The following is a 15995-nucleotide window of genomic DNA, read 5'->3' as shown; positions in this document are numbered from 1 at the left end:
GGAAACCCGCAAACATTAGGATTCCAAGAGATTAAGAATCGCTTCATCAAATTCGGGATATAAAAACTTAAATCCGCTTTTTATAAGTTTTTCAGGATACACATTTCTGCTTTTTAGGAGTAATTCGGTTTCTGTTTTCATGAATAGAGATGCAATTTCCAGCTGCCAGACAGGAGCATTGAGTCCAAAAGGCATTTTCATTTTATTTCTCAGTTTTCTCATCATGTTTTGATTGGAAAGAGGAGCCGGTGCGGTTATATTCACTGTTCCTGAAAGAGTCTCGTGCCGAATAATCCAGTCCACTGCTTTACAAAAATCTTCAATATGGATCCAGCTTACCATCTGAGTGCCTCTTCCCTGCTTTCCTCCCAGGCCCAGTTTTGTAATCATTTTCAGTTTTGGAAAAGCTCCACCATTTTTTCCCATAACAATAGAAGTCCGGAGGGCAACTTTTCGTATTTCTTCATTTTCAACTTTAAAAAATTCTGTCTCCCAGCTTTTGCAGATATTCATAGAAAAATCGTCACCGATAATTCCGTTTTCTTCTGTATTGATATGTTTTTCAGAATGAACATAAATAGTTGCCGAACTGGCATTCAGCCAAATTTTTGGCTTATCAGAGCATTGATCTATTGCTTTCTGTAATATTCTTGTGCTCTCGATTCTTGAGGAGTAGATTTCATTTTTATTTTTCTCGTTATAGCGGCAGTCCACAGATTTTCCTGTCAGGTTGATGAGAACATCTGCTTTTTCGAGGTAATTTTTCCATTCACCTATCGTTTGGGCATCCCAAAGGATTTCATTTTTATGTTGGGGATTGCGAGTAAGGATATAAACTTGATTTCCTTTTTCTGTAAAGTGTTTTTCTAAGTTTTCGCCGAGAAATCCGGTGCCTCCGGCTATGATTATTTTCATTTTTTAAGGTTTAAAGTTTGGAGTTCAATGTTTAAGGTTTTCCCACAGATTTCACAGATTTTCACAGATGATTATGTTGTATTTTCCTTGTGCATATTTGTGAAAATATTGGTGATATTTGTGTTTAAAATAATTTGTCACAACTATTATTGGAGAGTGTTTTTTTTACCACAGAATGCACAGATTTTCACAGATTTTTATGAATAGACAAGATGTTTTAATCTCTTCATTTTTCAGCTGATGTATTTCTTTGTTTTGACCTGAATTTCTGAGCCTTCGGCAAGCATTACGGAAATAGGTTTCTGATGATTCAGGCATTCAAAATCATTTCCATAGATCTTTTGAAAATCTACTTTTAATTCATATTCTTTTACAGTATAGCATTCCCATTTCGGATGACAGACTTGATATTCGGAAGTTGTGTTTTCTTTTTTTGTAAAGCCAAAATAATGTTCTGTGATAAATTCAAATTCTGAGTTTTCTTCCAGTGGTTTTGCAGTATTTTCGGCTGTAATCTGGATAGAATGCCAGCTTTTATCTTTCCATGAATACCGGATCTGGAGTTCATCTCCTTTTTCATCAATCTGATTTTTCATCGGCATGGTATGATAATTTTCTTTATATATGGAATTGGCCACCAGACTTAAAGCAGGTTTTGGAACAATTTCTTTGATAAACACCACTCCTCTTTTCCAGATTCCGTTTTCTTTTTTCTTTACATAAAATCTTAGATTCACTTCCTCAAAATTGCGGTGAAAAGGGATCGGTAAACCCAAAAGTCTGGTATTTAAAAACATAAATCCCACCAGACTTACGTAGCATTTGCCTTTATAAAAATCGAGTTCAGTTCCTTTTGGAAGGTAAGGCTGCAAAACTTCAGGATTGATCTCGTAATTGATGATGGCCAGTTTTCGCCATTCTGCTTTTAAAAAGTTCATCACTCTGTTTTTTAGGTTAAAAAATCGCAATTCCGTCACGGACAGAAGATTCTGCAATGGTTTTGATCATTTCATTTCTTCGGATCAGAAAGTTTTTGAGATACGTTCTGAGGAAAACAGCATTAAATAACTTTCCAATAATGCCCAACGGAGATTCAAATTCGAAAATATCTGTCATCAACGTATTTCCGTTTACAGATTTAAAAATATGTCGGTGACGCATAGATTTGAATGCTCCTTTCTGCATGACATCAATAAACTGAAACGGTTTTTCCATGCTGACAATTTTTGTAGTGAGATTTTGATAGACTCCCATATGTTTTGCCCGCCAGGTTACGGTTTCATTTTTTTCAATCAGTCCTGAAGTACGTCCTGCAATGACTTTTTCATGAGATATAGAAGTGGATTGCTGATGGAGATCGATATTTCTTGCCAGATCAAAAACATAGTGAATATCTGCTTTGATGACTGTATTTAAATAGATGGTTGACATTTTTTAATAGGTTTTAGCGATTACATTTTAATTTATATAGTTGACAGAATAATTATTACTAATGCTGTTATTCTAAATAATATCCATGAAATGGTCGGAAGAAAATTCAACTTTAGTATGCGGCATCTCCTTATATGTTCCAGAAACATGATCAATATGACAATTCCAAAATATATCATATAAAAAACAGGAGTAAAACTGATTATCAGCGCAGGAATTAACAGTAAAGTTCCGATTAAAGAAACAGTCATCATATTTCCGAGATAATCCCAGATTTTATCTTTGAGATAAGTTTTTAAAAAGATAGTCTGCCAAAGGATCTGGCCAAGACAAACGGCAAATTCTCTCACGAAATTTCTCTCTAAATTCAAGTTCAGTTTACCAGAAAATACACTTAAGATATATGCCGAAAAAATAACAACAAAACCGATGTATGCAACTCTGCATTTCAGGTTAAAATCCGGTACACAGGATCGTTCTGTATGGTCTTTTTGAGAAGGAATAATCTGTTTCCGGTTATAAGAAATTAAGGAATACAACTTTTTCAAAAACCAATACAAAGGCTTCATTCTTGCTGTTTTCTCTAACAATGGAAAAGAATTTCCAATGATGAGAAGCAGACTGTCTAATCCATATACAACTTCGTTTCTGTTATGATCTATCAATGCAATCTCATTCTTTGCCCGGTTGAAATCTATCAGGGTTTTATTTCTCAATGTGATTTCTGTAAAGGCTTCTCTTCCCTCTTCATCCAGCATTCCGCATTTTGTAAAACCTTTGGAATACAGATTACACATTGGACATTCATTGTCGTAGATCAAGGTGTGATTTTTGAGCGTTTTCATAGTCGTAATTTATAGGGTTCATAACTGTTGTAGCAATCATACACATAGAGAATGGCCATTATCGGAGTATAAAGCAATGAAAGAAGCAGAAATATGCCTATGAGAGCCATTGTGAATTCATTATAAATTTTTTGATCAACCAGAAGCAGACATATCCAGACCGGCATGATGGTTAATCCATATACTCTGAACTCAGATGTCTGTTTTAGTTTAAAAAATAACCTGATCAGATAACTTATCAATTGCGCTCCTCCAACCCCATAGTAGAATTCTATAAACTTCCAGTCTTTGTAATGCATTACAGCACCTACGATACAGACTATGAGAATGATCAATTGGATAAAGTAATCGTATTTTAGAAATGTTTTCATGGGGAGTATTATTTAAAGTGATCCTTTTCTTCTGAAATAAATAATCAGGAATAAGTGAATGATTAAATTTTTCATAATTATTATTTATTTAAAATTTTCAGTAATTTTTGAAAATTAAATTGAAATAAAAAAGGATTTTCATCCTCTTTTGTTTTATTTCAACAGATTAGTAATCTTCCCTACCAGCCAGTGGTCATCACTTTTTATCGCAAGATCCATGATATTGTTGATTTTTCCGGTGACAGAGCTGAAATCATTCATCAGCTTGATAAATTCCTGAGCTTCTTCCGAATCTTTATCCTCAATATTCTTTAATTCTTCAAGAAACGAAATGACAGGTTCTATTTCTCTTTTTCTTCTTTCTTTGGTAATTTGCTTGAACAGATACCATACATCTTTTTCTGCTACAAAATATTCTTTACGGTCACCTTTTACAAATTCTTTTTTCACGATCCCCCAGTCTATCAGAGCACGAAGGTTCATATTGGCATTTCCTCTTGAAATCTCCAGCTGTTCCATGACTTCATCCGTAGAAAGAGGTTTTCCGCTAGCCAGAAGCAGTGCATGTACCTGTGCCATCGTACGGTTGATTCCCCAATTGGTAGCAAAGGTTCCCCAGGTCTGAATGTATTTTTCTTTTGCTTCTGAAAGTTGCATCTTGTTCTGTTTTAATTTCTGTAACAAATGTAATTATATTTTTTGAATTTTCAATAATTTTTGAAATTTAATTTTAAAAATAAAACAGACCTCCTTAGAATGCCTGTTTTAATATATAAAAATTAAGGTTCAATACGGGTTGTAATGCCTTGATTCCAATATTTTGCTTCCGGCATATAATAGAGGTAAACATTACTTGATTTTCCTGTATACGTTCCGGCAAATTCTACTTTGAGATCAAGATTAACGGTCTTTGTTTCTTCAGCATTGAAATGTTCCCAGTATAAAACCAGATAGTTGTCGAAAATTTCATAGTAAGAAACCTGTTTTTTATCAAGCATATCTTTCAGTAAGGCATTTTGCAGAGTCAGTCCTGCTGGTATACCAATCTTTGCAATGGTCATTGGCAGCTCACCGTTTATTTTGTTTTTGACGGTAATAGTCATTCTGTTGGTCTCTCCTGTTTTTAATGTTCCTGATTTTAATTTGGTCTCCATGGTAAGAGGAATATCCTTGCTTTCAGGAGCCTGCAGGGTGTAATATTGATATTCCAGCTTATAAGGAAGTCCTCTTTGTGATGGATAATGAATAGTGATATCATTTTCCCCTGTTTTATATGCTGATGACAGACTTATATTAGGATAAGTATTCGCTTTGTTAATCTTAATAACCGGTTTTTCAGTTCCATACAATTTCTCATTTTTAGAGAAAAATTCAGACAATGCCTGTATCGCCAATGTAGTAGCCTGTGTAGAACCAAACCCGTAATATCCATTGAAATTAATAAGCTGATCAGCCGCTTCAGCGATTTTCAACTGATTAAGTTTCTCATCTTTCTGAAGTGCCATAAGGTATAACGAAAGTGTTTCTGCATCGGCAGACATTCCCCATGAACCAGTAAAAGTGACTTTAGTTTTTATATTCTTCGTTTTATACTGCTGATCCAGTATCCGAATCAGCTCATCATATTGCTTTTGTTTTCCTAAGTGAGCGGCAGCATTGGCAAGCAAAGCCAACTGATAAGAGTCTTTTGCAGCTAAAGCTCTTTTCAGCATTACCTGGAAGGAATCTTCAATTTCATTTTTAAACCCAAGTTTGGATAAAGCGTATATAACATACATGTTTCTTGACCATGAATATTCCGAAAAATCTTTTTTAGACTCATAGGGTTTTCTTACTTCGAATAATCCGTTTGCATTCTTTTTCGACAGAATAAATGAGGAAAGTCCCTGGATAAGCTTAGCATCAGGGTTCACATACTTCTTTAACTCCGTAAATTCCAATAACGCAAATGCGGAAAGAGCAACATCTGATTCTGCAGAACTGAAATATCCGAAACCTCCGTCTTTATTTTTATAACTCAGCAGCTTCTGGAAGCCTTTTTTCAGGTTTTTTATCACCAGATTTTCAGTTGCTGTGTCTATTTTTTTACTTGATTTTAAATAATCAAGAATAAAAATGTTAGGATATACTGTTGAGGAAAGCTGTTCAAAGCATCCGTAAGGTTCTTTTTTCAGTTGTTCCATGTCTTCAAACATTTTCAGAGCTGTATTTTCAAATACATAATAGGATGAATACAGGCTTCCATTGATATACTCCGGAATATTGATTTTGAGATCTTCTGTTTTATTATTAATGATGGAAAATTGATGAAGAAATCCTTTTTCTTCTACTTTAAACGGAAGGATCACCGTTTCTCTCAACTCTCCGGATTTTATGGTAAACTGGATATTGGAATTCACCACCTCATCAGTCTGTATTTTCACAAATAATCTTCCTGATTCTAGGGGTTTCAGAGTAATCAGACTATCAGAACTGATGAGTTTCACATGGTTCGGAACAATCACATCCATGGTCATTTTACGCGTTTCGGGAGAATTATTTTTAATGACCACCGGAATTATCATCTGATCTGTTCTCGTGAGGTATTGAGGAATTTTAGTATCTATCGAAATCAGACTCTGGGCAGCATAAGTCGTTTCATCTCTTCCCAAAAGTCCTGATGCAGCAATTCCTTCTGTCATAATTCTGAAAGTGGAATTCGCATCTGAATTATAAAACTCTACTTTTGCTTTTCCATTTTTATCGGTTTCTACGACCGGATTCCAGTAAAGCGCTTCCCTGTAATCAAAACGGTAAGAGGTATTGGTTGTTTTATATTCAGGATATACAAATTCTCTTGCCCCGGCATATGAAACAAGTCTTCCATATGGCAAGGTTTCTATGGCAAAATAAGATTTCGGAGTTATATCAAAACTTATTTCTGATTTTCTGTTTTTAAGTGAGGTCACGATAATAACTCCATTCACAGCTCTGCTTCCGTAAATAGCGGTAGCAGCAGCATCTTTCAAAACGGTAATGCTGTTGATGTCATTTGGGTTGATGATAGTATTAAAGTTTTCTACAGGAACGCCATCCACGATGAATAAAGGATTTTTGTTGCTAATGGAGGCCGTTCCTCTGATATGAATCTGTTCTCCTGCACCCGGCTGCCCGCCACCAGTTACAACTAATCCGGCAACCTTCCCATTCAATACGGAAGTTACACTGGAGTTTTGAAGTTCCATAGCAGATGCTACTGTTGTAGAAGCAACCGCTGTTTTATCTTTATTTACACCATAGCCTACCACCACTACTTCTTCAATACGTTTATTTTTACTGATTGTATCCGTTTTTGATCTTCCAACATTGTTAAGCTGATTGGTATTGTTTTTATTTTCTGTTTTTATTTCTTCTTTTCTTTCAGCTTCCTTTACAATTTCTTCTACGTCTATGTTGGTAAGTTTCTGTTTTACTAAAGGATTAAAATCCAGATTATAAGACAGAATCCTTATTTTCAACTGATGTTTAGGCTGAAAAGACTTTGCAATAATCTTATAAGAATTATTTGCATTTAAATCTGAAAAATAAAACTTCCCGTTTTCAGCAACAGTCTGTTTGAGAATCTTTTTATTATGGGGGTCCAAAAGAAAGACATCAGCTTTCACTGTTTTTTTGTTTTCATCTTCTACCACACCATAAATAGTATTTTTCTTTTCAGGAAGGTATTTGTATTTATTGGTCTTCAGAATTTCCGGAACAGGCTCAAAATATCGGTAGCCGTTTGTCAGCATAACAAGGTCTAAGCTTTTATCTGCTTTTTCTTCTTTTTTATCGAAATAAAACTGAGGCTTTTCAATCTTCCCTTTGAGCTCTGAGTCCATCAAAAGCCAGGAAATAATATGATTCTGCTTATCATCAGCATACGTCCATAGCTTATCATCTACTACACTTACTCCGAGGTTGGCGGGAACAGGTTTATTATTTTCATCGGTAGTTTCAATATTCAGCATTACTTTTTCTCTTGGCAGATAATGTTGCTTTACAGGAGTAACTTTTATATTCAGCTGGTTTACTTTATTGGTAAAAACAATTCTTTCTGCAAGCGGAATGTTATTTTCCAGAACAGTGAATCTGCAGATCCCTGTGGGGAAATCCTTTTCTGCAATTTCCAAAGAATTCATTCCTTTTTTCAGTGTAATTATTTTGCTGTAAACTTCTTTTCCGCGGAAACTTCCCCGCAGGGTAATTGTTCTTTCCCGGGTAGAAACGATGGTGAAATTCATGTTTTTATTTTCATTCCGAATATTTAAAACCAGTCCTTCATTTTTTGCTTCCGGGAGATTAAAAGTCTGGGTAACATTTTCAGGCTTCAGCACTTTTGCATAATAAGTTTCTCCTATTTTAGGCGTAAACCGGAAGCTTCCCATTCCGAAATTATAGGCTGAAATTTCTTTTATTTTTTCATGATTCTGATTGTAAACTGCCAGAACAGCATCTACAGGCTTTTCAAACTCATCCAGAATCTTAAAGGCGATATTCTGCTCTATTCCATTGATAAAAGTTCCGCCTTCCGGTAAGAATTTCACATCCAGATTATTCAGAACAATAGGAATATTTCTGGAAATGGATTCTGTAAACCCGTCAAAATTCACTTTGATATTCAAAAGAGCATCAGAGGATTTCAAAACTTCAGGAAGCTTAAAGGTCAACAATTTTTTGCCTTCTTTATCCGTAATGAGTTTTCCTTCTGAAATGGTTTCTCCGTTGTGCATTACCGTAAAATCAGCTTCATAAAAAGGGATCGGAAGGCTGCTCAGGCTTCTCATGGAAAAATCTGCGGTCACCTCATCTCCCGGTCCATATCCTTTTTTCGGAAAATCCAGCTTCATTAAAATCCTTGGAGATACAATTTTCTGAAGGGTAATTTCTTTCTCAAATGCATTTTTGCCTTCTTCATTCTGCATCCAGTTGGTAAAAGCTCTGATTTTATAGATACCTCCTTTCATATCTTCAGCAAAATAGAAGTCTCCCCGGGCGTATCCATTGGTAATTTCGTATTTTAATTTTCTCTCAACACTTCCTGCAGGATCTGTTATTTCAAAATTGACGACTCTGCTTTCTTCGACGGGTAAATTATTGCTTCCTTTTACTACATATATTTTAAAATACATCTGCTCTCCAGGTTTATAAAAAACATGATTGGTCTGAATGTAGGTCTTTTCTTTTTCAAAATCCTGAAATGGTTGCTGGCCTTTCACAGAAAAGGCTGAAAATAATAAGCACATCAGGATGATATAGGTGGATATAAACTTGAGATTCATGAGTTAAAATTTAAGTGAAACAATACAGCCAAATGTTTTAAAGGAGGGAAGATTAAAAAAATCCAGTCCTCTTCCATTACTCAAATCGTAGAAATTCTGATTAGGATCCACGCCTTTATTGGCCTGCCAAAGCATGATATTATTTACATAAAAAGTCAGTCTGAGAGTCTGTTTATTCTTGTTAATCGGGAAATCTGAGGAAAGGGATATGTTATTGATCCTTACATAATCTGCTTTTTGAACATAATTTTCAGCTACTCCTAAATAACCGTACCTCGACCATCTGTTTTCCAGAACATTCTGATTGGGATCATAAAAATCAACAGGAATCTGGTTGACAGCTCCATTGGCCTGTACACCTTCGAAAATATAATTTTTGATATTCCTTTCTTCTCCTGAGCCATAAGAACGGCCGTAGTAATCGAGAACAGCCTGTGTTCCGTTCCACAGATGGCCTCCTTTTTTCCATTCCCAATTGATATCTAAGGACCAATTTTTATAGGCAAAACTATGATTGAATTTCATTACAAAATCCGGTGTAGGATCTGCAATAATTTTCATTCCGTCTGCTTTTTTAGGAAACCCAAACTCATCAATGACCAATTGTCCGGCTGCATTTCTTTCAAAGTAACTGCCCATCACAGCACCCAAAACCTGTCCTTCTGATAGTGTTTTATAAATATCTTTAAATCCTGAAACCGCATGGTTCTGATATCCGGGAGCAATGCGGTCTACAATATCTTTGTATTGAAAGAATGAGACCTTATTGGTGATATACATATCATATCCCAAACGCAAACGTTCGTAGGTAAAATTGAATTCGTACCCGCTGTATGTATGATCTGCTATATTTTTAAGTCTTAACTGATTGTTTTCAAAAACAGGAAATATATCATCTTTATTCTTTTTATTAAAATATTCTCCTTCTACACTTATTTTATACCCAAGATTCAGCCTGACTCCAATTTTCCATTCTCTAGTATTGATATTGGACAAACCTCTGAAACTTTCTACTTCCTGTACCGGAAAATATTGATTGTAATTTTCTGCGTTCAGCAAAGTAGTAGAATATGGAGCATAGGATCTTGTCATTTCCGGCTCGGAGCTTAATTGGGTGTAACTTCCCAATAATTTAAAATTGTAATTATACCAATTGAAGATCCCATTGAACTTCAGATAAAAGTTAGCTTTTGGAAGCCAATAATTATTCTTAAGGGAAGTATTGGAGATGTAAAATGAATTCCCAAGATTAAACCCTGCTTCAAAATCATAATCGCGGATGTTCATATTATAATTAAAAATATGATCCTGTGAAGTTCTCTGATAGAGATATTTTTGGTGGGTCAGGCTGTTATAAACATCAGATTTTTTATCGTTTAAAATAAAATTCAGGCTGAAAGTATTTCTAAAGTCATAGTCTCCCAATGAATAAGAGCCCTGTATATTGGAATGATAGGAACTGTTGTTTTGAATCCTTTCATTGGATATTCCGTTGATAAAACCATAAGTAGAAGGTTGATATTGATCCTGATTCCAGCTAGTAATATTCTCGTAGGACTGACTGATATTCAGTTTAAAACTGCCCCAATCTTTCGCTACATTAAGACTCAACTGCCTGTCCCGATTCTTATAGCGGTATTTGCTATCCTGCTCAAAAAGAAAAGAAGGATTGTCTGCATATTTGCTGTAACTTCTCTGTGAACCGTTATTCAGGAAAATATTTTGTTCGTTTGAAAAAGATATGGGCGTAAGCAATGAATTCTGATAGGCTCTGTTGAACAATCCTATTCTATTGGTATTGGTTGCCTTGTTTTCTTCGTAATTAAAAGCCAGATTAATGTAATATCTACCCAAATCTGCATTCAGTTTTGCTTTAAGGGTATTGGTAATATCAAACTGATCAATAAAATACATCTGGTTCTTTTGCTGCCCCAGATTCAGTGAAAGACGGAATTTTTCATTGTTACCCTGTTGTATAAAAGCATTTACATTCAATTGATTATTATAACCCACTGTGGTTTTAAAAAGATTATTATCATATCTTTTTGCACGCTGAAGTCCATTAATCCACGGAATCAGTTTTCCATTCTGGTCATACTCATAAGGGAATCCATTAAATCCAAGTGTTGATATATCTGGTCCAAAACTGAACATTTCATTCGTTTCAGGGCCTTTCCAAAAAAGATTTCCGTTTTCTAATCTTCCCTGAACATACTTATTTTGAGTCCCTGGAACAGCATTTCTGTTTTTAATATCAAAAGATGTGGTAAAACTTCCGTTAAACAGTAATGTTGTCTTATTGATCCTTTTTAAAACATAAACAGTATCATTTTTTTGCTTTAGTTTTCTTATTTCATCAAAATAAGAATGCGATCTATTACTGAGTTGGGTTTTAGTTTTTTCAATACTGAAATCGTCTTTAATCTCTTTTGAAACAAGACTGTCATAGGCTTTACTGTAAATATTTTCTACACTTTTACTTCCTGTCTGATTTTCCAGAATCGTTTTTAATTCCCTGAGTTCATAAGAAGAAATAATATGGGTATTTTTCCCTTGATTCCACACGAGAGTATCATAAGGTTTGGCAGCAATAATGGCAAATCCTTTCTCATCAGTCAGTTCATAAATACCACTGTTTTTATTATAAACCTTTAAAAAGTTCTGTTCTTTATCTTTAGATGTTAAAAACTTTCCAGAGTAATAGAGTTGTGAATTTTGTGCCTGTAATAGGGTAATCGTAAATGGCAGCAACAGCAAATAATTCTTTTTCATCAGTTATTAGTATGCTTAAAAATATGAAAAAAGAAATTTCCGGGAAAATTTCTTTTTTCAGACAGTTAATTTTTAATGACCTTAAATGTTTCCCATTGATCATTAGTATGAATACGTACAAGATAAATCCCTTGAGGATAAGAAGTTAAATCAATTGAATTTTTACCTTCCGGCAGTTTTTCTTTTCTCATGATAATCTTTCCGGCAAGATCATATACAAACAGTTCTTCAATTGATTTTCTTGTTTTTATCTGCATCAGGCCTTTTGTAGGATTTGGGAATACTACAGTTTTACTGTCAATCTGACTGTCAATTTCTTTTTCCATTTTCTTGTTAATATTATCATTTGAAATTCCTGCACTGCACTCCGGTAAAATGGCTCTCTGAAGGATTAATCTTAATAATAAATCATTCAGTTTTTCAACTTCATAAGAATCTATGGTAGGTTTGATATGGCTGTTTCCTATTCCGCTGTCATCTGTAAGAAACGTATAGGTACCATTGGTGAGTAAAGCAAATGTACGCATCAGGTATTCTGTTTGTTTATCTGTATCACTGGCAGCCAGTGGTATAATGGTAATCCCTTTCTTTGCAGCATTCTTTACTGTACTGTAAAGTTCCTTTATATTCTGTTCTGAATGGTGTGGTGGGGCATCCAGAATCAAAAACATTATTTTGGCTGAGTTTTCGTGACTCCATTTCAACTCTTCAACAGAAACTTTCAGGGCTTCCACAACTGCTTCCGGCGTATCTCCGCCACCTCCTGCGTTCTGTTTTTTAATAAATTCAACGAGGTCTTCTGCCTTATCTGAAAAGTCAAATTTTCGGGTCACATATTCATCTCCCTGATCTCTGTAGAAAACTGATCCGTACCTTACAGTTGTATTTTTAAGCTGTCTTTCTGTTTTCTTCAACACATCTAAAAGCTCAGACTGAAGATAAGAAATCTCATCTCCCATAGAACCGGTAGCATCTACTACAAAGGCAAGATCCAATACATGTTTTTGCAGGCAGGTCTTGTCCAAAATAATGAGGTTTTGTCCATTTTTAAAGGTTCTGAGATTACTGCTGATGATCTGCCCGGAACCATCGGATAAATAATATTTCTCAGAATCTGAATTATCACCTGTCATAGGGGATATCCATAATTCTACATTACCAAGATTATCTGAAACGGCTTCCCATATAATGTTTTTCTTATCATCCAATAATTTTACTTTTTCCCCTATTACAGGCTTTCTGTCTTTATTCACAAGTTGAACTGAAACCCTTTTATCAGGGAAGAACTTCCATGTATTTTTATACTCACCCAGAGTAGGAACTGCAATATCTTTCCAATAATCCCACTTAGAAAAATCGTTAATTTCACCTGCAGTAAGCTGGCCTGCTTTGGGAAGTTTTTTTTCGGGTTCTTCCGGTTCTTTTAGTACTTTCTCTTCACTTTCTGAAGAAACTTTTTTCAGCTTTTCTATTTCTGCTGTAGATAATCCCTTTGTGGTAATTACAATAACTCCGTTATTAGCTTTGCTTCCATACAGGGCAGCAGCTTCGAGTCCTTTCAGTACTTTTAATTCTTTTATCTTTTTAGGATCCAGAGCATTTAAAAATCCAGATTCTCTGCCTAATATAATTCCATCAACAATATATAAAGGGGCTGTAGAATGACCATCCATGCTTCTTGTTCCCCTGATTAATATTGCATCATGCTTTTTAATTCCGGTTGATACTTCTATCCCAGCAACTCTTCCTGCCAGTGAAGAAACGGCTGCCGGTGAATGTACAGGATTCTTGTCTGTAGAAGCAATCATAACGGTTGAAGAGGCTGTAACGGATTTGTAACTCTTTTTAATGCCATACGCAGTGACAACAACTTCATCAATTTCCTTTGTTTTTAAGGTATCATTATATATTGGGGGTAAAGATGCTGTTATTTTATCAGGAGCTTTTACTGTCGGTATGTTACAGCTGGGATGCGTTTTATATGAGTCTGTTCCCACAACTGCTGAAGATTGATATGCTATGGGATCAGGCACAGATAAAGGCAACTTTTCTTTTCTGATATTCTCCTTTATGGTACTGTCTGTTTTTGCAATATCAACTTTATTACCAGAACTGTTTGAAACTTTATTTTCTACTATTACAGGTTGTAAAGGTTCTGCAACCTCTTTTTTTATTCATAAAATAAAAAGCTCCCAAACCAATCATCAAACTTGCAGCAATACCATAGGGCAGCCAGATAGGAATGATTTTCTTTTTCTCTTCTTTTTTATCTAATTTCTCCTCAATTTTTCCCCATACTTTATCAAAACCAGGAAAAACAGTTGGTTCTTCTGAAAGCTTGGAAGCTTCATTGAATTGTTGATCTATATGATTATTTTCCATTGTTGTAAAAGTTTAAATGTTTTGATTCACGAGAAGTTCCTGCAGCTTTTTTCGTGCAAAATTGAGCTGTGATTTTGATGTTCCTTCGCTAATGGAAAGCATGGTGGCTATTTCCTTATGAGGATATCCTTCAATAGCAAAAAGATTAAAGATGGCTCTGCAGCCTTCCGGGAGAAAATTCAGTAAGCTCAGAATATCTTTTTCCAGAGAAAGGTTTTCTGTAGTTCCTTCAGAATGATTATTGAAATTTTCTTCCAGGGAAATAAACATCCCTTTGTTGGATCTTAATTTCTGCAGACATTCATTTACAGCAATTTTTCTTGCCCATGCTTCAAATGTATCTGCATTCTGGAGCTGGGTAATTTTCGTGAAGATCTTGTAGAATGTATCAGCCAAGACTTCTTCTATGTCTTCGTCATTTTTCAAATAGCGTCTGCAGACTGAATAAAGCCTGCCCGCCATTTTCTCGTAAACTTTCCGCTGGGCGTTGCGGTTGTTACGCTGACATTCCAATAATAATTCTTGTTCCATAGTCAGGAGTTATATTATTATAGATGCAGAAACTTTTATAAGAGTTGGAAACATGATCAACTTTTTTGAGTAAAGGGATAAATGAGCCTATATTATTAATTTTTTTATTTTTCTTAATTTCAAATTTAACTTTTCCATCTGTAACAAATCTCTATTATCAACGACTCTTAATATAAATAATCTTTTTATAGTAATGAAAAATGCCAAAATTGCATCATTACTTTTTGTTTTGTCTGCAGGAAGTATGATGTTTGCCCAAGATGACTTAATCAACAAGTTAAAAAACAACCAATCACAAAATGCTAATTTTCAGTTCACAACGTTAAAAGATGTGGGTGCAACTTCTGTAAAGAACCAGGGTTCATCAGGAACTTGCTGGAGCTACTCAGGAAACTCTTTCCTTGAATCTGAAATGCAGAGAATGGGCAAAAAACCTGTGGATCTTGCTGAAATCTTTACGGCAAGAAACTCTTACCACGATAAGGCAAAATTATATGTTTTGAATAACGGCGCTATCAGCTGGGGTGACGGAGGAGAACTTCACGACGTAATCAATATGTACAAGAAGTATGGTGCGGTTCCTCAGGATGTTTATACCGGATTAAAATCCGGACAAACAACCAACAACTTCAAAGAAATGCAAGGCAAACTGAAGCCGGTTCTTGACAGCCTTGTTCAGGCTTCCTCAAAAGGAAAACTGACAGATAACTGGATGGATTCTGTAGATGCTATTCTTGATGAATATTTAGGAAAAGTACCAGCCAACTTTACGTATGAAGGGAAAAACTACACTCCAAAAACATTTGCTAAGGAAGTGGTAGGAATCAATCCTGAAGATTATGTAGAATTATCTTCCTATAAAGATTACCCGTATTTTCAGAAATTTGTAGTTCCGATTCCTGATAACTGGAGCCACGATTCTGACTGGAATGTTCCGATGAAAGATCTTACAACGATCATAGACAATGCAGTAGCTAAAGGGTATTCTGTAGGTTGGGCAACTGATGTTTCTGAGCCTTACTTCTCTTATAAAAACGGTGTAGCTTATGTTCCGGATATGGACCTTGACCAAATCACTGCGGAGAACAAACAGACCTTGTTTACAGAGCCTAAAAAAGATAAAACCATCACTGAAGACATGCGTCAGAAAGCACTTAATAACCTTTCTACAACGGATGACCATGGTATGCATATCGTAGGTTTGGCAAAAGATCAAACGGGTAAAGAGTATTATATGGTAAAAAACTCATGGGGAGTAACCAATGATTTTGCCGGATACCTTTATGTAACAAGACCTTATGTTGAATACAAGTCAACAGCGATCCTTGTTCACAAGAATGCCATCCCTAAAAGCATCTTAAAACAACTGAAGCCAACTAAAAGCATTGGTTTATAAGATAAAGAAATCATTTCTGCCTGTTTAAAGGGCAGTTTTAGATATTTAAATC

The 15995-nt window shown here is 35.2% G+C and carries 12 protein-coding genes; 1 reads left to right on the top strand and 11 read right to left on the bottom strand.

Features of this window, described 5'->3' with window-relative positions; translation table 11 throughout:
• Positions 1-15: 15 nt before the first annotated feature.
• From BW946_RS07650 to BW946_RS07600, 11 genes are all read right to left on the bottom strand, one after another.
• On the bottom strand, positions 16-915 hold the full coding sequence (locus tag BW946_RS07650; protein WP_076595607.1) for a TIGR01777 family oxidoreductase: 900 nt from the start codon (positions 913-915) through the stop codon (positions 16-18).
• Positions 916-1148: 233 nt separating this feature from the next.
• On the bottom strand, positions 1149-1853 hold the full coding sequence (locus BW946_RS07645) for a YqjF family protein (protein WP_076595606.1): 705 nt from the start codon (positions 1851-1853) through the stop codon (positions 1149-1151).
• A gap of 16 nt (positions 1854-1869) precedes the next feature.
• Positions 1870-2346 (bottom strand): SRPBCC family protein, encoded by a 477-nt coding sequence (locus BW946_RS07640; protein WP_076595605.1) that lies wholly within the window; start codon positions 2344-2346, stop codon positions 1870-1872.
• A 32-nt stretch (positions 2347-2378) separates the two neighbouring features.
• Positions 2379-3191, bottom strand: a complete 813-nt coding sequence (locus tag BW946_RS07635) for a thiol-disulfide oxidoreductase DCC family protein (protein ID WP_076595604.1) — start codon at positions 3189-3191, stop codon at positions 2379-2381.
• Positions 3188-3562: a hypothetical protein gene (locus BW946_RS07630; RefSeq protein ID WP_076595603.1), complete on the bottom strand. Its 375-nt coding sequence runs from the start codon at positions 3560-3562 to the stop codon at positions 3188-3190. The genes BW946_RS07635 and BW946_RS07630 overlap by 4 nt, the downstream gene beginning before the upstream one ends.
• A 153-nt stretch (positions 3563-3715) precedes the next feature.
• Positions 3716-4219, bottom strand: a complete 504-nt coding sequence (locus tag BW946_RS07625) for a GbsR/MarR family transcriptional regulator (RefSeq protein ID WP_034696386.1) — start codon at positions 4217-4219, stop codon at positions 3716-3718.
• A 122-nt stretch (positions 4220-4341) separates the two neighbouring features.
• Positions 4342-8862: a TonB-dependent receptor plug domain-containing protein gene (locus BW946_RS07620; RefSeq protein WP_083688806.1), complete on the bottom strand. Its 4521-nt coding sequence runs from the start codon at positions 8860-8862 to the stop codon at positions 4342-4344.
• A 3-nt stretch (positions 8863-8865) separates the two neighbouring features.
• Positions 8866-11634, bottom strand: a complete 2769-nt coding sequence (locus BW946_RS07615) for a TonB-dependent receptor (RefSeq protein WP_076595601.1) — start codon at positions 11632-11634, stop codon at positions 8866-8868.
• Positions 11635-11699: 65 nt separating this feature from the next.
• Entirely contained in the window at positions 11700-13631 is a 1932-nt protein-coding gene (locus BW946_RS07610) for a T9SS type A sorting domain-containing protein (protein WP_170872061.1), read from the bottom strand.
• A 127-nt stretch (positions 13632-13758) separates the two neighbouring features.
• Positions 13759-14016, bottom strand: coding sequence for a hypothetical protein (locus tag BW946_RS07605; protein ID WP_076595599.1), 258 nt, complete (start codon positions 14014-14016; stop codon positions 13759-13761).
• Positions 14017-14028: 12 nt separating this feature from the next.
• Complete coding sequence (locus BW946_RS07600; RefSeq protein WP_076595598.1) at positions 14029-14547, bottom strand: RNA polymerase sigma factor; 519 nt, start codon at positions 14545-14547, stop codon at positions 14029-14031.
• Positions 14548-14740: 193 nt separating this feature from the next.
• Between BW946_RS07600 and BW946_RS07595 the strand changes: the two genes are divergently transcribed.
• On the top strand, positions 14741-15943 hold the full coding sequence (locus BW946_RS07595) for a C1 family peptidase (protein ID WP_076595597.1): 1203 nt from the start codon (positions 14741-14743) through the stop codon (positions 15941-15943).
• Positions 15944-15995: the final 52 nt, after the last annotated feature.

Source organism: Chryseobacterium sp. RU33C (genome assembly GCF_900156015.1).
GTDB lineage: Bacteria > Bacteroidota > Bacteroidia > Flavobacteriales > Weeksellaceae > Chryseobacterium > Chryseobacterium candidae.
This window is presented reverse-complemented; position numbering and strand designations above follow the sequence as displayed.